Origin of the sequence: Pantoea sp. NGS-ED-1003 (genome assembly GCF_000738765.1) — a bacterium.
GTDB classification, from domain to species: Bacteria; Pseudomonadota; Gammaproteobacteria; order Enterobacterales; family Enterobacteriaceae; genus Pantoea; species Pantoea septica.
Window position 1 is genome coordinate 346,147 of record NZ_JPQA01000004.1, and the last position, 17,396, is coordinate 363,542.

The 17,396-nt window shown below is 59.5% G+C and carries 15 protein-coding genes and 1 tRNA gene; 12 read left to right on the forward strand and 4 right to left on the reverse strand.

The genetic code is table 11. The features are described 5' to 3' along the window. The first annotated feature begins 259 nt into the window (after positions 1-259). The 6 genes from mepS (at position 260) to yejF (ending at position 8,228) form a co-directional block, all read left to right on the forward strand. Complete coding sequence (gene mepS, locus JS46_RS10220; protein WP_065426286.1) at positions 260-829, forward strand: bifunctional murein DD-endopeptidase/murein LD-carboxypeptidase; 570 nt, start codon at positions 260-262, stop codon at positions 827-829. 225 nt (positions 830-1,054) lie between these two features. Continuing rightward, positions 1,055-2,635 (forward strand): cyclic di-GMP phosphodiesterase, encoded by a 1,581-nt coding sequence (locus JS46_RS10225; protein WP_033750359.1) that lies wholly within the window; start codon positions 1,055-1,057, stop codon positions 2,633-2,635. A 65-nt stretch (positions 2,636-2,700) separates the two neighbouring features. Then, positions 2,701-4,509 (forward strand): extracellular solute-binding protein, encoded by a 1,809-nt coding sequence (locus JS46_RS10230; protein WP_033750361.1) that lies wholly within the window; start codon positions 2,701-2,703, stop codon positions 4,507-4,509. A 10-nt stretch (positions 4,510-4,519) separates the two neighbouring features. Beyond that, positions 4,520-5,605, forward strand: coding sequence for a microcin C ABC transporter permease YejB (locus tag JS46_RS10235; protein ID WP_033750363.1), 1,086 nt, complete (start codon positions 4,520-4,522; stop codon positions 5,603-5,605). Beyond that, positions 5,602-6,627: an ABC transporter permease gene (locus tag JS46_RS10240; protein WP_187143683.1), complete on the forward strand. Its 1,026-nt coding sequence runs from the start codon at positions 5,602-5,604 to the stop codon at positions 6,625-6,627. Before JS46_RS10235 ends, JS46_RS10240 begins: the two co-directional genes overlap by 4 nt. Continuing rightward, entirely contained in the window at positions 6,624-8,228 is a 1,605-nt protein-coding gene (gene yejF / locus JS46_RS10245; protein ID WP_200879032.1) for a microcin C ABC transporter ATP-binding protein YejF, read from the forward strand. The genes JS46_RS10240 and yejF overlap by 4 nt, the downstream gene beginning before the upstream one ends. Here yejF and JS46_RS10250 read toward each other — a convergent pair. From JS46_RS10250 to rsuA, 3 genes are all read right to left on the reverse strand, one after another. Continuing rightward, on the reverse strand, positions 8,215-8,535 hold the full coding sequence (locus tag JS46_RS10250; protein WP_033750373.1) for a hypothetical protein: 321 nt from the start codon (positions 8,533-8,535) through the stop codon (positions 8,215-8,217). The two genes, yejF and JS46_RS10250, sit on opposite strands and share 14 nt — an antisense overlap. A gap of 528 nt (positions 8,536-9,063) precedes the next feature. Further along, positions 9,064-10,260 (reverse strand): Bcr/CflA family multidrug efflux MFS transporter, encoded by a 1,197-nt coding sequence (locus JS46_RS10255; RefSeq protein ID WP_033750376.1) that lies wholly within the window; start codon positions 10,258-10,260, stop codon positions 9,064-9,066. Between the two features lie 10 nt (positions 10,261-10,270). After that, positions 10,271-10,990: a 16S rRNA pseudouridine(516) synthase RsuA gene (gene rsuA, locus JS46_RS10260; protein ID WP_033750379.1), complete on the reverse strand. Its 720-nt coding sequence runs from the start codon at positions 10,988-10,990 to the stop codon at positions 10,271-10,273. 163 nt (positions 10,991-11,153) lie between these two features. Here rsuA and JS46_RS10265 point away from each other — a divergent pair, with 163 nt between their 5' ends. Both JS46_RS10265 and rplY read left to right on the forward strand, forming a co-directional pair. Continuing rightward, entirely contained in the window at positions 11,154-12,908 is a 1,755-nt protein-coding gene (locus tag JS46_RS10265) for a DEAD/DEAH box helicase (RefSeq protein WP_033750382.1), read from the forward strand. A gap of 130 nt (positions 12,909-13,038) precedes the next feature. Then, the gene (gene rplY / locus JS46_RS10270; protein WP_033750384.1) at positions 13,039-13,323 is read left to right on the forward strand and encodes a 50S ribosomal protein L25; all 285 of its coding nucleotides are present in this window, start codon (positions 13,039-13,041) and stop codon (positions 13,321-13,323) included. 62 nt (positions 13,324-13,385) lie between these two features. On the opposite strand, the gene yejK is transcribed toward rplY, so the two are convergent. Further along, on the reverse strand, positions 13,386-14,390 hold the full coding sequence (yejK, locus tag JS46_RS10275) for a nucleoid-associated protein YejK (protein WP_033750386.1): 1,005 nt from the start codon (positions 14,388-14,390) through the stop codon (positions 13,386-13,388). A 158-nt stretch (positions 14,391-14,548) separates the two neighbouring features. Between yejK and JS46_RS10280 the strand changes: the two genes are divergently transcribed. From JS46_RS10280 to JS46_RS10295, 4 genes are all read left to right on the forward strand, one after another. Next, positions 14,549-14,776, forward strand: a complete 228-nt coding sequence (locus JS46_RS10280; RefSeq protein ID WP_033750387.1) for a YejL family protein — start codon at positions 14,549-14,551, stop codon at positions 14,774-14,776. A 21-nt stretch (positions 14,777-14,797) separates the two neighbouring features. Next, a complete protein-coding gene (gene yejM, locus JS46_RS10285) occupies positions 14,798-16,552 on the forward strand; it encodes an LPS biosynthesis-modulating metalloenzyme YejM (protein WP_033750389.1) in 1,755 nt (584 codons plus the stop codon). Positions 16,553-16,623: 71 nt separating this feature from the next. Then, positions 16,624-16,700, forward strand: a tRNA-Pro gene (locus JS46_RS10290). Positions 16,701-17,181: 481 nt separating this feature from the next. Beyond that, on the forward strand, positions 17,182-17,385 hold the full coding sequence (locus JS46_RS10295; RefSeq protein ID WP_033750392.1) for a hypothetical protein: 204 nt from the start codon (positions 17,182-17,184) through the stop codon (positions 17,383-17,385). Positions 17,386-17,396 lie beyond the last annotated feature (11 nt).

A 17,396-nucleotide genomic window follows, 5' to 3' on the forward strand; every position in this document is an offset into this window, starting at 1 on the left:
TAAAGACTGATTTCACATCAAAAAAAGCTATTAGAAATTGCGTAAAACCACTCGCCACGGCGTCTGGAATCGGTTAACCTCCAAGGCGTTGAGGGTATGGCAGCAGAAAATTCGGCTCCTTTTTATACAAAAACGTGTTCGTTAACACATTTTAGTAATTAAGGAATTGTCTTAGAGAGCAGCGCTTATTAATCTCAATCCGTTTTGTCATCTGGCTGGCGACATTCTGTCGTAAGGACATCGAAGGAATATACGAACAATGGTCAAGTCTCAACCAATACTGAGATATATCTGGCGGATTGTGCCTGCAGTGGCGCTGGCAACACTCCTCTCGGCATGCAGCAGTACCGGTCAACACGCAAAAAACGAGAATCATGAAGTTAACAACCAGAATGGTTTTTTACTTCAGGCGTCTCAGGATGAATTCGAAGAGATGGTGCGGAGCGTGGATGTTAAGTCCCGCATCATGGAGCAATACGCCGACTGGAAAGGCGTTCGTTACCGTCTCGGCGGCGACACCAAACGCGGCATCGACTGTTCCGCTTTCGTTCAGCGCACTTTTCGCGACCAGTTCGGTTTAGAGCTGCCGCGTTCAACCTCTGAACAGCAGGACACCGGCAGCGAAATTTCACGCGGCAAACTGCGTCCCGGCGATCTGGTGCTATTCCGCGCCGGCTCAACCGGTCGTCATGTAGGGATCTATCTCGGCAACGATAATTTCGTTCACGCGTCCACCAGCAGCGGCGTGATGATTTCCAGTCTGAACGACAGCTACTGGAAAAAACGCTACCGCGAAGGGCGTCGGGTATTAAGCCGCAATCCCAGCTGATTCCTGACCTTCGATCGTTTCTCAGCCAGAGAAAACAGAACGCTGCTTCGGCAGCGTTTTTTTTCGCCCCTGCACCGGATAAATGCATAGTAATCACGTAAAAGTGATTGTTTATCAGAAGAATAACGAGACATTTCCTGTCTTCTCGTTATATTCTCATGGCCTTCGCCAGAGAGCAGTCGTGCACAGTCAATAATAAAAGATAAGACAAGGGGAAAGCACTTCATGCCATTGTCCAGGGCGCTGATGCGCCAGGCCACCTATCCTCGCCGCATCGCCTGGAGCAGCGCGATTTTCGGTAGCCTGTTCTTTATTCTGTTTACCCTGATTTTGCTGACATTCATCTGGCATAAGCGGCAGCTACAGCATCAACAGCTGCTGCACGACAGCCGCGATGCGCTACAGCAGTCGCTGGACAGATTAGTCACCCATACCCTGAATCCCCTTCTCTCTTTTAGCCGTTTCGACTGTCACGCCATCAGCCAGGAACTGACCTCTCGCGCCGCCTTCGCCGGCGATCTGCGGGCGATTTTGCTGGTGCGCGAAGGCTACGCTTTTTGCTCCTCGGCGACCGGCGCGTTTCGCCTGCCGCTCAACGCCATTTCCGACCAGACCGATCTCAGCCGCGATCGCGATCTTCGCCTGCTGAGCGGCACGCCGTTACAGCCCGGCAAGCCGGTCTTCGCTCTCTGGCTGCGCAATCCGCAAAGCGTGCAGTCCGGCGTGCTCGCCACCATCAACCTTAACCTGACGCCCTATCAGCTGCTGGCCTCTTACCATCCGGAAATTTCCGGCATGGCGCTGGTGGCGCAGAACAGCGCGCTCGCCAGCTGGCAGCCTGTTACGATTGCGAAGAGCGACCTGCCGCCGCAGCCGCTGATGCAGCTGGCGCTCGACGGCTATCCGCTGCAGTTTGTTCTCTATGGCGATACGGTATCGATGCGCGATATTCAGATGATCGTGCTGAGCGGCATTTTGCTGTCGCTGCTGGTAGGCGGCGGCTGCTGGCTGCTGCTGTCGATGAACCAGCGCCCTGGCAAAGAGATCCTGCTCGGCATCAAACGCGGCGAGTTTCACGTCGAGTATCAGCCGCTGATCAGCACCCTCAGCGGTCGCGCCTACGGGCTGGAAGCGCTGCTGCGCTGGAATCATCCCAGCGAAGGGCTTATCCCGCCGGATATGTTTATCAGCTACGCCGAGTCGCTGAACCTGATTATTCCGCTGACGCGTCATCTGTTCGAGCTGGTGGCGCGCGACGCGCACCGGCTCAATCCCTACGTTCCCGCCGGTACCCATATGAGCCTGAATCTTTCGCCGCTGCATCTGGCGTCGGAGAGTTTTCAACAGGACGTTAAGCGCTGGATCGCCGCCATGCCGGATAACCATTTCAGCTACGTGTTTGAAGTGACCGAACGCACCATGGTGCGCGATAAAAATGCCGGAGAGGTTTTCGCCTGGCTGCATCAGAACGATATTCAGATTGCGATAGACGATTTCGGTACCGGCCACAGCGCGCTGATCTATCTGGAAAAATATCCCTTCGACTATCTCAAGATCGATCGCGGCTTCGTGCAGAGCATTGGGACGCAAACCCTGAACTCCCCGGTGCTGGACGCGGTGCTCCATCTGGCGAAGAAGCTGAACCTGAAAACCGTCGCCGAAGGCGTGGAAACCGGCGAGCAGGCGGCATGGCTGGTGCAGCGCGGCGTCAGCCATATGCAGGGCTACCTTTTTAGCCGGCCGCTGAAGCCGGACCGGCTAATCGACTATTACCGCAGCCGCAGCCTGGCGACATTGGCGGGATAGCTGGCCGCCCCGCCCCGGATGCTGCTACGCTAGCCTGCGCATAACCACGGGAGAACCTGAATCCTATGCTGTTTCGCCTGATATCGCTGCTGCTGTTAATGGCCCTTTGCGCGCCGCTGCGCGCGGAAGTCGTGCGCGAAAGCCGCGCCTTCGCCACGCTGGGCGAACCGAAATACGCCCCCGGTTTCAGCCACTTCGACTATGCGGATCCCGCCGCACCAAAAGGCGGCCAGCTTACTCAGGCAGTAGTAGGCACTTACGATAACTTTAACCGTTACGCCTCGCGCGGCAATCCCGGCGCAGGCACCGAGACGCTTTACGATCGCCTGTTTACCTCTTCCGACGACGAGCCGGGCAGCTACTATCCGCTTGTCGCCGAGTCGGCGCGCTATGCCGACGACTTCCGCTGGATGGAGATTCGCCTCAATCCGCGCGCGCGGTTTCACGACGGCACGCCCATCACCGCACCGGACGTCGCCTTTACCTTCGCTAAGTTTATGCATGAAGGCGTGCCGCAGTTTCGCGTGATTTATCGCGGGACGACGGTAAAGGCGCTGGATCGCCAGCGCGTACGCATCGATCTGCCGAAGCCAGACCGGGATTTAATGCTGGGGCTGCTGACGCTGCCGGTGCTGTCGCAGCGCTTCTGGCAGGATAAAAAATTTAACGAGCCGCTGAGCGCCCCGCCGCTCTCAAGCGGCCCCTATCGCATCAGCCGCTATAAGCTGGGTCAGTATATCGAGTACAGCCGGGTGAAAAATTACTGGGCGGCGGATCTGCCGGTGAACCGCGGTCGGTTCAATTTCGATACGCTGCGTTACGACTACTACCTAGACGATAACGTCGCCTTCGAAGCCTTTAAGGCGGGCGCGTTCGACCTGCGCGAGGAGGGCTCCGCCAAAAAGTGGGCGACCCAGTATCGCGGCCGCAATTTCGACAATCAGCAGATTATCAAAGAGACCACGCCTAACCAGGCGTCGACCAATACCACCTGGCTGGCCATCAACAACGAAAAGGCGCCGTTCCGCGACCGTCGGGTGCGCCAGGCGCTGACGCTGGCGTTCGACTTCGAGTGGATGAATAAGGCGCTGTTCTACGGCGCCTATCAGCGGGTCAGCAGCTATTTTCAGAATACCGAATACGCCGCGCACGGCCTGCCGGACGCCGCGCAGCAGGCGCTGCTGGCGCCGTTTAAAGATCAACTGCCGCCGGAGATCTTCACCACGCCCTACGCGCCGCCGCGCACCGACGGCAGCGGCTACGATCGCGCGAACCTGCTGAAAGCGCTGGATTTGCTGCGGCAGGCGGGCTGGCAGGTAAAAAACCAGCAGCTGGTGAATGTTCAGACCGGTCAGCCGCTGCGCATCGAGCTGCTGCTGCGCAGCGGCGCCAGCAACGACTGGGCGCTGCCGCTGCAGCATAGCCTGTCGCGCCTCGGTATCAGCCTGACGCTGCGCGTGGTGGACGCCTCCCAGTATCTGCGCCGGCTGCGCGAAGGCGATTACGATATGACCGCCAGGGTCTATCTGGCGATGCCCATCCCCAGTTCCGATTTGCAGGTCAGCTGGCAGTCCGACTACATCGACTCCTCCTGGAACAGCGCGCGGCTAAAAGATCCGCTGGTCGATCACTTTGTTAAAGCGATTGTGGCGCATCAGGGCGATAAAGCGGCGCTGCTGCCGCTCGGCCAGGCGCTGGATCGCATCCTGTTATGGAATGCCTATATGATTCCGATGTGGTACAACGCGGAAGATCGCATGGCCTACTGGGATAAGTTTTCCCATCCCGCCGTCAAGCCCGCCTATGCCAGCGGGCTGGAAAGCTGGTGGTATGACGTGAACAAAGCCGCGCATTTGCCGGCTGAACGACGCTGAGGAGCCTGAGTTGGCCGCCTATTTCTTGCGCAGACTGCTGTTAATTATCCCCACGCTGTGGGCGATTATCACGCTGAACTTCTTTATCGTGCAGATCGCGCCCGGCGGTCCGGTCGATCAGGCGCTGGCCAACATTCAGTTCGGCCAGACCACCGGCCTGCCGGGCGGCGGAGAAAGCGGCGCGCGCGGCGCCCTCAACCGCGTCGGCCCCGGCGACAGCGAGTACCGCGGCGCGCGCGGGCTCGACCCGGAAGTGATCGCGGAAATCAAAAAGCGCTACGGCTTCGACAAGCCAATGTGGCAGCGCTATGTCGAGATGCTGTGGAACTATGTGCGCTTCGACTTCGGCGACAGCCTGTTCCGCAGCGCATCGGTGCTGCAGCTAATTAAAGAGAGCCTGCCGGTTTCCATCAGCCTGGGGCTATGGAGCACGCTGATTATCTATCTGGTGTCGATTCCGCTGGGCATTAAAAAAGCGGTGCGCAACGGCAGCGCCTTCGACGTCTGGAGCAGCACCTTTATCATCATCGGCTATTCGGTGCCCGCCTTTCTGTTCGGCATCATGCTGATCGTGCTGTTCGCCGGCGGCAGCTATTTCGACTGGTTTCCGCTGCGCGGCCTGACCTCGCCGCAGTTTGACTCGCTCTCCTGGTACGGCAAGATCGGCGACTACCTGTGGCACATCAGCCTGCCAGTGCTGGCGACGGTCATCGGCGGTTTCGCCACCCTGACCATGCTGACTAAAAACAGCTTTCTGGATGAGATCCGCAAGCAGTATGTGGTGACGGCGCGCGCCAAAGGGGTCAGCGAGCGGCGCATTCTGTATCATCACGTTTTCCGTAACGCCATGCTGCTGGTGATCGCCAGCTTTCCCGCCACCTTTATCGGCATGTTTTTTACCAGCTCGGTGCTGATTGAGGTGATGTTCTCGCTGAACGGACTAGGCCTGCTGGGCTACGACGCGACTATCCAGCGCGACTATCCGGTGATGTTCGGCACGCTCTATATTTTCACCCTGATCGGGCTGCTGATGAATATCCTCAGCGATCTGACCTATACGCTGGTCGATCCCCGTATCGATTTCGAGGGCCGCTGATGCGCTTGTCTCCCGTTAATCAGCAGCGCTGGCTGCGCTTCCGCCATAACCGACGCGGCTACTGGTCGCTGTGGATCTTTCTGGTTATCTTCGCGCTGTCGCTCGGCGCCGATCTGCTGGCGAACGAGAAGCCGCTGCTGGTGCGCTATCAGCAGCGCTGGTTCGTGCCGCTGCTGGTGAGCTACAGCGAAAGCGATTTCGGCGGCGCGCTGCCCACCGCCGCCGACTATCAGGATCCCTGGCTGCAAAAACGGCTAGAGCAGCAGGGCTGGGCGCTGTGGGCGCCAGTCCGCTTTAGCGACAGCACCATCAACTTCGCCACCTCGACCCCCTTCCCTTCGCCGCCCTCGGCGCAGAACTGGCTGGGCACCGACGCCAGCGGCGGCGACGTGCTGGCGCGCCTGCTCTACGGCACGCGCATTTCGCTGCTGTTCGGCATCCTGCTGACGCTGTTTTCCAGCGTCATCGGCATTATCGTCGGCGCGGTTCAGGGCTATTTCGGCGGCCGCGTCGATCTAATCGGCCAGCGCGTGATTGAGGTCTGGTCCGGCATGCCCGCGCTGTTTTTACTGATCCTGCTCTCCAGCGTGATCCAGCCCAACTTCTGGTGGCTGCTGCTGGTCACGGTGATTTTCGGCTGGATGGGGCTGGTCAGCGTGGTGCGCGCCGAGTTTCTGCGCACGCGCAACTTCGACTATATTCGCGCCGCGCGGGCGCTGGGCGTTAGCGACGGGCGCATTATGCTGCGGCATATGCTGCCCAATGCGATGGTCGCCACCCTCACTTTTCTGCCCTTTATCCTGTGCGGATCGATCGCCACCCTGACCTCGCTCGATTTTCTCGGCTTTGGTCTGCCGGTGGGATCGCCGTCGCTCGGCGAGCTGCTGCTGCAGGGCAAAAATAATTTGCAGGCGCCGTGGCTGGGCCTGGCGGGCTTCTTTACGCTGGCGATCCTGCTGTCGCTGCTGATATTTATCGGCGAAGCGGTACGCGACGCCTTCGATCCGGCCAGAGGAGTGTGACGATGTCGCTGCTTGCCATTCATCATCTTTCCGTCGCCTTTTCCCGCGGCGGCGTGACGCGCAACGTGGTCGAGGAGGTTTCCCTCAGCGTCGACGCGGGCGAAACCCTGGCGCTGGTCGGCGAGTCGGGATCGGGCAAAAGCGTGACGGCGCTTGCGGCGATGCAGCTGCTGCCCACGCCGCCGGCGAGCTACCCCGCCGGCGAGATTCTGTTTAACGGCGAGGATCTGCTGCGCGTTGGCGAGCGGCGGCTGCGCGCGCTGCGCGGCAACCAGATGGCGATGATTTTTCAGGAGCCGATGGTCTCTCTCAACCCGCTGCACACCATCGAGAAGCAGCTTTACGAAGTGCTCTCTTTACATCGCGGCATGCGGCGCGAGGCGGCGCGCGGGGAGATCCTCAGCGCGCTCGATCGGGTCGGCATCCGTAACGCCTCCGCGCGGCTGAATGATTTCCCTCATCAGCTCTCCGGCGGGGAGCGCCAGCGCGTGATGATCGCCATGGCGCTGCTGACCGAGCCTGCGCTGCTGATTGCCGATGAGCCGACCACCGCGCTCGACGTGACCGTTCAGGCGCAAATCCTGCGGCTGCTGCGCGATCTGCAGCGCGAACGCAACATGGCCATGCTGTTTATTACCCATGATTTGGGTATCGTCCGCCAGCTGGCGGACAGGGTCAGCGTGATGCGCCAGGGCAGAATCGTCGAGCAGAGCAGCGGCGGTCAGCTCTTCAGCCAGCCGCAGCATCCCTATACGCAGCAGCTGCTGGCGGCGGAGCCGGAAGGCCGCGCCGTGCCGCTGCGCGACGACGCGGCGCCGCTGCTGCAGGTGCGCAACCTGCGCGTCGGTTTTCCGGTGCGGCGCGGCCTTTTCAGGCGGCAGGTGGCGGAAAACGTCGCCGTCCGCAACCTCAGCTTTACCCTGCGCCGCGGCGAGAGCCTGGGGCTGGTAGGCGAATCCGGCTCCGGCAAAAGCACCGCCGGACTGGCGCTGCTACGGCTGCTCGCCGCGCAGGGCGAAATCTGGTTTGACGGCCAGCCGCTGCATGCGCTGTCACGCAAGGCGCTGCTGCCGCTGCGCCGCCGCATTCAGGTGGTATTTCAGGATCCGAACTCCTCGCTCAATCCGCGCATGACGGTGCAGCAGATTATCGCTGAGGGTCTGGCGGTGCATCAGCCCGATCTCGGCGCTGCCGAGCAGCAGGCGCGCGTTATCGCGGCGATGGAGGAAGTGGGATTAGAGGCAGAGAGTCGTCACCGCTATGCGGCGGAGTTTTCCGGCGGTCAGCGGCAGCGGATCGCCATCGCCCGCGCGCTGGTGCTGGAACCGCAATTGCTGATACTGGATGAGCCGACCTCGTCGCTGGATCGCTCGGTACAAAAACAGATCCTCACGCTGTTGCGCAGCCTGCAGCAGCAGCGCCAGCTGACCTATCTCTTTATCAGTCACGATCTGCAGGTGGTGCGCTCGCTGTGCCATCAGGTGATGGTGCTGCGCCAGGGCGAAGTGGTAGAGCATGGCGACTGCGAGAAGCTGTTCGCCGCGCCCGCAGCAGATTATACGCGCGAGCTGCTGGCCTCGGCGCAGCTCAGTGACCGTTGAAGGTTTCCGCGATCGCCACGCCCTGGTTTTTCAGGCAGCAGCTGGTGGCGCTTTCGTCGCTGCGCAGGATAAAGAGGCAGGGCGAGCCTTCGCACTCCGCCACGCGGCACTCGACCTGAATCGACGCCAGCGCGTCCTGCAGCTGATGCATGATTTCCCAGCCGGGATGCCCGTCGTGGCTAATCAGGCGCAGCGCAATGAGATCCTGCTCATTGGCGACGCCCTCTTCCGCCACGATGGCGCTATGTAGCTCGCTGGCCCAGCGATAGCGCTGCGGCAGACGATGCACGATGGAAAGTTGCAGCATAGTTAATTGATATCCCCAGAGCGATTAACTTCAGTCACGATGAACGGCGCTTGCTGTTGCTGCTAAACGGCAGAAACGGACGTCAAGGCTTGCTCTCTCGTTTCCCAACATACAGTGTGCGGAAAGATTGTTTTTTGCGAGTCGGCTCGCATTTTGGCCTATTAGTACCGCGTTCATCGACAGTTAACAATCAGTTTAGACGCATTCTGGTTACTTTCTTAATCATTAATGTTCACAACTAAGAAACATATTAGGCTGGGTACGGGGAAACGAAGCGGAGAAAAGGGATTATTTTGCAGCGGCATCAACGCAGAGTGACAGGGTCCGATCGCAAAGTCCATGGCATCCATGTTCGCTCGGCTCGCGCAAATACGCACCTCATCCCTGTGGTGCGCCCGTTACCGGCCAACGCTGCGCGTTGTTCAAAAGCGCTCCCGGCGCTTTTGAACAACGCGCGGGACGCTTTGCTCTTCGGGCCATGCCACCCTGCTTTGCTGGCTTTGTCAGCGGTCTGAAAGAACGATCGGGTTAGTGTCTGATCGCGCGCGGGCGCGAGGCGTACAAAAAGAAAAGCATCGAGCATGTGGCGCACGCCGCGATGGTGCCCACCATCGGCCAGGCGCTGTTAAAGCTGGCCGTCGACAGCAGCGCGCCCACCAGCCCGCCGACGCCAAACCGCAGCGTGCCCGCCAGCGACGATGCGGTGCCCGCCATATGGGGAAATTCGTCGAGGATCACCGCCATGGCGTTGGAAGAGACCACCGACACGCAGCCGATAAACATCGCGACGCCCAGCACCAGCGGAATGAAGCCCATATGCAGCGCGCTCACCGCCAGCAGCCAGATGCCCATCGCAAACTGGATCATCAGCCCGGCGCGGAACATCGCCAGCGGACCAAAGCGGCGCACCGCGCGGCTGTTGATCAGCGTCATCACGAACAGAAACACCACGTTCAGCGCGAAGTAGTAGCCGAAGTTCTGCGGCGAAACGTGATTGACCTCGATGTAGACGAAGGGACCGGCGTTGAGAAAGGTAAACAGTCCGGCAAACGAGAAGCCGCTCGCCAGCATATAGCTGAAGGCGCGCTTGTGGCGGAACAGCGTAACGAAATTGCCCAGCATAGTGCGCAGGTGAAAACGCTGGCGCTGCTCTGGCCTGAGCGTCTCGCGGATCTGCGTCATCACCATCACGGTGGTGATCAGCGCGGCGATCGACAACGTCCAGAAAATGGCGTGCCAGTTCCACGCCAGCAGCAGCCAGCCGCCGATGATCGGCGCCAGCAGCGGCGCGATGGTGGTGATCAGCATGACAAAGGACATCATGCGCGAGAAATCCTCTTTCGAGTAGCTGTCGCGCATCAGGGCGTTGATCACCACGCTGGCCGCCGCTGCGGAAAGACCGTGCAGAAAGCGCATCAGAATCAGCTGGTCGATGGTCTGCGCCAGCGCGCAGGCAGCCGCCGCGCAGGCGAAAATCAGCGTGCCGAGCACGATCACCGGCTTACGCCCGTAGCTGTCCGCCAGCGGGCCGTAGACCAGCTGGCCAATGGCAAACCCCAGGATATAGAGGTTCAGCGTCATCTGCACGCTGCCTGCCGACACGCCGAACTCGCGGGCGATCTGCGGCATCGCGGGCAGGTACATATCGATGGAAAGCGGCATCAACATCGCCAGCAATCCCAGAATCACCACCAGTCCCGCAGCTGAATTTTTATCCTTGCGCACGGCCGCTCCGCTATTTCTGTTTTAACTCGTCGGGCAGCCCGACGCTGTTAATTTCATCTTCCGTCAGCGGACGATATTCGCCCGGCTCAAGATCGTCATCCAGCACAATGCCGCCGATACGTTCGCGATGCAGCCCGACCACGCGGTTGCCGACCGCGGCAAACATGCGCTTCACCTGATGATAGCGCCCTTCGCTGAGGGTCAGCAGCACCTCGGTCGGCGTAATCTCTTCCATTTGCGCCGGCTGGGTCAGCGATTTTTCGCCGTGCAGCTGAATGCCCTCGGCAAACTGCTGCGCCACATCCGCGGCGACGGGATGCTCCAGCGTCACGCGGTAGGTTTTCTCGCAGTGGTGGCGCGGCGAGGTAATGCGGTGCGACCACTGTCCGTCGTCGGTCAGCAGCACCAGCCCGGTGGTGTCGATATCGAGGCGTCCCGCGGCGTGCAGCTTCCACGCGGTCGGCTCTTCAATAAAGTAGAGGATGGTCGGGTGATCGGGATCGTCGGTGGAGCAGACATAGCCCTGCGGCTTGTTCAGCATAAAGTAGCGCGGGCCCACCTGCAGCTGCAGCGGATTGCCGTCATATTCCACCTCATGCTCGGGCTGGACTTTAAAGGCGGTGTCGCGCACCACTTCGCCGTTAACGGTGACTTTTTGCGCCCGGATTTCACGGCCGGCGATAGCCCGGCTGACTTCCAGTTGCTGAGAGATGAATTTATCGAGTCGCATGAATTCGCTTTGCCTGTACTGCGGAGGGAAACTGAAACGGGGTTTTACCCGTTGAAAAAGTGCGGGAAGTATATCTTGAACCAGCGCTGCCGCACAGAGCCGTTCCTGCGTTTCATCCATTTTCATGGCATAATCTCGCTCAGTTTCGCAAAAGTGATCGGCCATGGCTTTTACTCTACGTCCCTATCAGCAAGACGCGGTTAACGCGACCCTCAACCATTTTCGTCGTCACGCCGAACCGGCGGTGATCGTGCTGCCCACCGGCGCAGGCAAAAGCCTGGTGATCGCCGAACTGGCGCGGCTGGCGCGCGGGCGCGTGCTGGTACTGGCGCATGTTAAAGAGCTGGTAGAGCAGAACCACGGCAAATATCAGGCTTACGGGCTCGAAGCGGATATCTTCGCCGCCGGCCTGCAGCGCAAAGAGAGCCAGCGCAAGGTGGTGTTCGGCAGCGTGCAGTCGGTGGCGCGCAATCTGGCGCAGTTCGACAGCGCCTTTTCGCTGGTGATCGTCGACGAGTGCCACCGCATCAGCGATGACGACAACAGCCAGTATCAGCAGATCTTCAGCCACCTGCGCCAGCACAACCCGCAACTGCGCCTGCTGGGACTGACCGCGACTCCGTTTCGACTCGGCAAAGGCTGGATCTATCATTTCCACTATCACGGCATGGTGCGCGGCGACGAAAAGGCGCTATTCCGCGACTGTATCTACGAGCTGCCGCTGCGCTATATGATTAAGCACGGCTTTCTGGTGGAGCCTGAGCGGCTCGATATGCCGGTAGTGCAGTACGATTTCAGCCGCCTGACGGCGCAGGCTAATGGCCTGTTCAGCGAGGCGGATCTTAACCGCGAGCTGAAGCAGCAGCAGCGCGTTACGCCGCATATCATCAGCCAGATCGTGGAGTTCGCCGAGGATCGGCGCGGCGTGATGGTGTTTGCCTCGACGGTGGAGCACGCACGCGAGATCCTGTCGCTGCTGCCCGCCAACAGCGCGCTGATTTCGGCAGAGACGCCAGCGAAAGAGCGCGACGCCACCATCGCCGCCTTTAAGGCGCAGCAGCTGAAGTTTCTGGTCAACGTCGCGGTGCTGACTACCGGCTTCGATGCGCCGCACGTCGATCTGATCGCGATTTTGCGTCCCACCGAGTCAGTCAGCCTTTATCAGCAGATTGTCGGACGCGGGCTGCGCCTGTCGCCCGGCAAAACTGACTGCCTGATCCTCGACTACGCCGGTAACCCGCACGATCTGTTTACCCCGGAAGTGGGCGCGCCGAAAGGCGCCAGCGACAATGAGCCAGTGCAGGTGTTCTGTCCCGCCTGCGGCTTCGCCAACACCTTCTGGGGCAAAACCACGGCGGACGGCATGATTATCGAGCATTTCGGCCGCCGCTGTCAGGGGGTGCTGGAAGATGACGAAGGCCACCGCGAGCAGTGCGATTTTCGCTTTCGCTTTAAAAGCTGCCCCGACTGCGGCGCGGAAAACGATATCGCGGCGCGCCGCTGTCACCAGTGCGACAAAATCCTGGTCGATCCCGACGATATGCTGAAGGCGGCGCTAAAGCTCAAGGATGCGCTGGTGCTGCGCTGCGGCGGCATGACGCTGACGCACGGCCGCGACGACAAGGGCGAGTGGCTGAAGGCGACCTATTTCGACGAGGACGGCACCAGCGTCGACGAGCGCTTCCGCCTGCGCACGCCCGCGCAGCGCAAGGCGTTCGAGCAGCTCTTTATGCGGCCGCATCAGCGCGCGCCGGGCGTGCCGCTCGGCTGGCAGACCGCCGCCGACGTGGTGGCGCTGCAGCCGCTGCTGCGCCATCCCGATTTCGTGGTGGCGCGCGCGAAAGGACAGTTCTGGCAGGTGCGCGAGAAAGTTTTCGACTATCAGGGCCGCTTCCGCCGCGCCAATGAGCTGCGCTAAGCGGCAGAATCATTTGCCCGCCCCGCCCATTACCGCTATACTGCCGCCCGCTTTTGCATTCGCAATCGCCTTTGAACAACCTGCCTGCTGCTGGGTCGCCTGTAGCAGGAATTATTGAAGAGACATAACCATGTTGACCATCAACGCAGAAGTACGTAAAGAGCAGGGTAAGGGTGCGAGCCGCCGCCTGCGCACAGCGAACAAATTCCCGGCCATCATCTATGGTGGCAGCGAAGCCGCTGTTTCTATCGAACTGGATCACGACTCTGTGATGAACCTGCAGACCAAACCAGGCTTCTACACCGACGTGCTGACTCTGGTTGTCGACGGTAAAGAAACCAACGTTAAAGTGCAGGCCGTTCAGCGTCACCCGTTCAAGCCAAAACTGCACCACATCGACTTCGTACGCGCGTAATCGCCTGCGAATCGACATAAAAAACGCCGCTTATGCGGCGTTTTTTTTGCCTGGCTGAAGGCCTACTTGCCGCTGGTACGGCGCTGCAGCTGATCGCGCAGGTTCGGCGGCGTGCCTTTGATGGTCAAGGTATCGGTAGCCGGATCCCAGAAAACGCGCTCGCCCAGCAGCCCGGCGTCAAAATTGAGCGTCAGACCGCCGCCACTGCCAGCGAATTTGGTCAGCTGGCGCAGCGTGCTGCGATCCGCCGGAAAATGCTCTTCCAGCTCGTAGCCCTGCTCCTGGGTAAAGGCCTGAAAGGATTTTTCGCCGAGCGGCGGCAGTTCCTTCGACAGATCCTCCAGCGCAATCTCCTCGCCCGCCTGCAGCTGTTCGTTGCAGTAGCTGTAAACCTGCTGGCGATAGTTCTGCCGCTCGCTTTTATCCAGCTCCGATTCCGCGCAGTAGTCGTCCACCGCCTGCAGCAGCCCGCGGTTCTGCGCTTTGGTATCCAGACCGACGCTGGCGCCGAGGAAATCCATAAAGAAATCGGCGACCTTGCGCCCTACCCGTCCGCGCAGGAAGGTCAGATAGCGGGTGGATTCCGGCGTCAGCTCCCATTCGGTCAGATCGATGCGCGCCACGATGTCAGCATGGTTAATGTCGAGATAGTGCGTACTGCTGATGTCGAGCTCTTCGTTGACGCGCATGCTGCGCTGGCTGTTGAGCACCGCGATCAGCAGATACTCCACCGCCAGATAGCGATAGTGCACAAACAGCACCACTCCGCCTTCGGCGAAAGGATATTTAGCCAGCTCGTCGCGCAGGCGACCGGTCGCCGCACGGCTGAACGCCAGGAAGTCGTCATTGCCTTTGCGGCAGTTGCGCAGCGCCTCCGCCAGTTCGCTCTCTTCGTTAAACAGGCCGTAGGCTTTGTTTTTCGCGCTGTAAACACGGTGCAGCTCTTCTACCATCGCTTCCACGGTGGCGTTAGCGGGCAGCAGCGTATCGCGCAGTACCAGCTCAAGCTGATTCTCGTCGCGCTTGATCAGCTGATGCAGGGCAATCTGGTCGATATCCAGACTCATGGTAGACTCTCCTTTTAGTTCAGGCGCGTATTCAAACACCGCCCGCATCGGCTTTCAACTCCATGCTTTAGCCGATCGATGCGCTTTCGATAAAATTGCGGTAAAAACCCTGTCGTTACGGTACTATACCGCCTTTTGAAACGAGATTAGTCGACGATATGCCACAATCATCCCGTTACAGCGACGAACGCGTGGAAAAACTCCTCGCGCAACTGGCCCAGGTGCTGCAGAAAGACAACGCGCCGACCGACCTTTCCCTGATGGTGCTGGGGAATATGGTGACCAACGTGATCAACAGCGACGTTGCGCCGGCGCAGCGCCGTTCGCTGGCACGTTCTTTCGCGGAAGCCCTGCAGGCCTCCGTACGCGACGACAACGCCCATTAATCGCTGATTTGATCGCATAATATGGTAACCAACCGGCAGCGCTACCGCGAAAAAGTCTCCCAGATGATCAGCTGGGGGCACTGGTTTGCTCTGTTTAATATTTTATTCGCGTTGATATTAGGCAGCCGCTATCTGGTGGTCGCCGACTGGCCCGCGTCGCTCGCGGGGCGCATTTACGCCTTCAGCAGCTGGATCGGCCACTTCAGCTTTATTGTGTTCGCCGTCTATCTGCTGGCGATATTCCCGCTCACCTTCGTGGTGATGTCGCAGCGGCTGCTGCGCGTCCTGTCGGCGATTATCGCCACCGTCGGGCTGACGCTGATTATGGTCGACAGCGCGGTGTTCAACCGCTTCCATCTTCACCTTAATCCGGTGGTGTGGGAGCTGGTGATCAACCCCGACCAGAGCGAGATGGCGCGCGACTGGCAGCTGATGTTTATCAGCGTGCCGCTGATTTTCCTCGTGGAGATGCTGTTCGCCACCTGGAGCTGGCAGAAGCTGCGCAGCCTGAACCGGCGCTCGTTCGGCAAGCCGCTGGCGGCGCTGTTTATCACCGCCTTTTTCGCCAGTCATCTGCTCTATATCTGGGCCGACGCCAACTTCTATCGTCCGATCACCATGCAGCGCGCCAATTTGCCGCTCTCCTATCCAATGACCGCACGACGCTTTCTGGAGCGCCACGGTCTGCTGGACGCGCAGGCTTACCAGCAGCGCCTGATTCAGCAGGGCGATCCGGAAGCGGTGTCGGTGCAGTATCCGCTCAGCGATATCGCCTTCCGCGACGGCGGCACGCGCAATAACCTGCTGGTGATCACCGTGAAGTCGCTGAACGCCGGCGATATGGCGAAAGCGCTGCCGCAGCTTAATCAGTTCGCTGGCGATAACCTGCGCTTTACCCAGCACTTCAGCGCGGGCGACCTGCCGGAAAAAGGACTGTTTGGCCTGTTCTACGGTATTTCCGCCAGCTATATGGACGGGGTGCTGTCGGCGCGGATGCCGTCGGCACTGCTTGGCGCGTTAAGTTCGCAGGGCTATCAGTTCGGGCTTTTCTCCTCCGAAGGCTTCAACCAGCCGCTCTATCGCCAGGCGCTGCTGACGGACTATAGCCTGCCCGCTACTGACAGCCAGCCTAACGGCAGCACCGTCACCCAGTGGCAGAACTGGCTGAACGGACAGAAAGGCGACGGCAATCCCTGGTTCTCCTGGCTGGCGCTGGACGGCGTCGATCTGAACGGCGCCCCGGCGAAAACGCGTCAGCGTAGCTACCTGCGCCAGGCTGCCGCCATCGATGAGCAAATTCATACGGTGCTCGCCACGCTGGAGCAGCGCGATCTGCTGAAAAATACCGTGGTGGTGATCACCGCGCAGCAGGGTATTGCGCTGGACGGCAATCTTGATAGCGTGGGCAACCGTGCGAACCTACAGGTTCCGCTGGTGATCCACTGGCCGGACACGCCTGCGCAGACCATCGATCGCCTTACCGATCATCAGGATGTGATGGCGACGCTGATGCAGCGCCTGCTGCACGTGCGCACCAACCCGGTGAATTATTCGCAAGGGGAAGATCTCTTCGCCGCACAGCGCCGACACGACTGGGTCGCCAGCAGCGAAGATAATCGTCTGGTGGTGACGACGCCGCAGGTGACGCTGGTGCTCAACAATAACGGCAGCTATCGCGCTTACGATGCCAGGGGCAACGCCCTGAAAGATCATAAGCCGCAGCTGGCGTTATTGCTGCAGGTGCTGACGGAAGAGAAGCGTTTTATCGCTAACTGATTATTTATGAGGCAGTTAGACGGCTGCTGCTTGCATTCCGCCAGAGAAACAGTAGACTAAGCCCCACTGTTCGGCACGTAGCGCAGCCTGGTAGCGCACTGTCATGGGGTGTCAGGGGTCGGAGGTTCAAATCCTCTCGTGCCGACCAAAATTCCCAACTAAAGCAGCCTGTTAAGGCTGCTTTTTTTATGCCTGCCGTTAGCCTTTTCTCTCTTGCGCCCAGACTCATACGCTCCGCCTCCTTCGGCTTCCGCATTCTGCGTGCAGAAACATGGTCTATACTGAGTTCTGTGTGGGTAACGAAGAGGAGAGTTTATGCATTATATTGAAAAAGACGATCCAAACAACGCGCCCGAGTCAGGCGACAAACGTCCTGAACCGGATCAAAAGCAGTAACCCACAAAGGCCGCCTCGGGCGGCCTTTTTACTGACTATAGCCACGCGGGATGTATCAGATATTTACCCACCAGATTAAATATCGCTTATCTCTTCAGCCGCTTACTCTGTGCAATCTACCCTGATCTTCTTCACAAAAATCGCAGGCCGCCGCGTTTTTTAACCTTAGTGAAACAAAACTGTCATAAAAATTCCTTAATCTTAATCCCTCTGAATTTCGGATGGATATCACTATGGTTATCAAAGCGAAGAGCCTGCAGGATGCGGAAGAACTGCTTCATTCAGGCGTCAGCAAAGTGGAACTGGCTTACAATATCGGCAGCGATGATTTTTTTCGCCTGGCCTCGCGCTGGTGCGATCGCGGTGCGCGCATCACTAAAGGTCACCATCACTTCGTGGTTTCCGTAAAGGGCTTTGCCATCCCGCCTAACGACTAAGCGGTTGCCCC

Coding starts and splice junctions, on each gene's coding strand:
- mepS (WP_065426286.1), top strand. CDS start 260: ATGGTCAAGTCTCAACCAATACTGAGATATATCTGGCGGATTGTGCCT.
- JS46_RS10225 (WP_033750359.1), top strand. CDS start 1,055: ATGCCATTGTCCAGGGCGCTGATGCGCCAGGCCACCTATCCTCGCCGC.
- JS46_RS10230 (WP_033750361.1), top strand. CDS start 2,701: ATGCTGTTTCGCCTGATATCGCTGCTGCTGTTAATGGCCCTTTGCGCG.
- JS46_RS10250 (WP_033750373.1), bottom strand. CDS start 8,535: ATGCTGCAACTTTCCATCGTGCATCGTCTGCCGCAGCGCTATCGCTGG.
- rsuA (WP_033750379.1), bottom strand. CDS start 10,990: ATGCGACTCGATAAATTCATCTCTCAGCAACTGGAAGTCAGCCGGGCT.
- JS46_RS10265 (WP_033750382.1), top strand. CDS start 11,154: ATGGCTTTTACTCTACGTCCCTATCAGCAAGACGCGGTTAACGCGACC.
- rplY (WP_033750384.1), top strand. CDS start 13,039: ATGTTGACCATCAACGCAGAAGTACGTAAAGAGCAGGGTAAGGGTGCG.
- yejK (WP_033750386.1), bottom strand. CDS start 14,390: ATGAGTCTGGATATCGACCAGATTGCCCTGCATCAGCTGATCAAGCGC.
- JS46_RS10280 (WP_033750387.1), top strand. CDS start 14,549: ATGCCACAATCATCCCGTTACAGCGACGAACGCGTGGAAAAACTCCTC.
- yejM (WP_033750389.1), top strand. CDS start 14,798: ATGGTAACCAACCGGCAGCGCTACCGCGAAAAAGTCTCCCAGATGATC.
- JS46_RS10295 (WP_033750392.1), top strand. CDS start 17,182: ATGGTTATCAAAGCGAAGAGCCTGCAGGATGCGGAAGAACTGCTTCAT.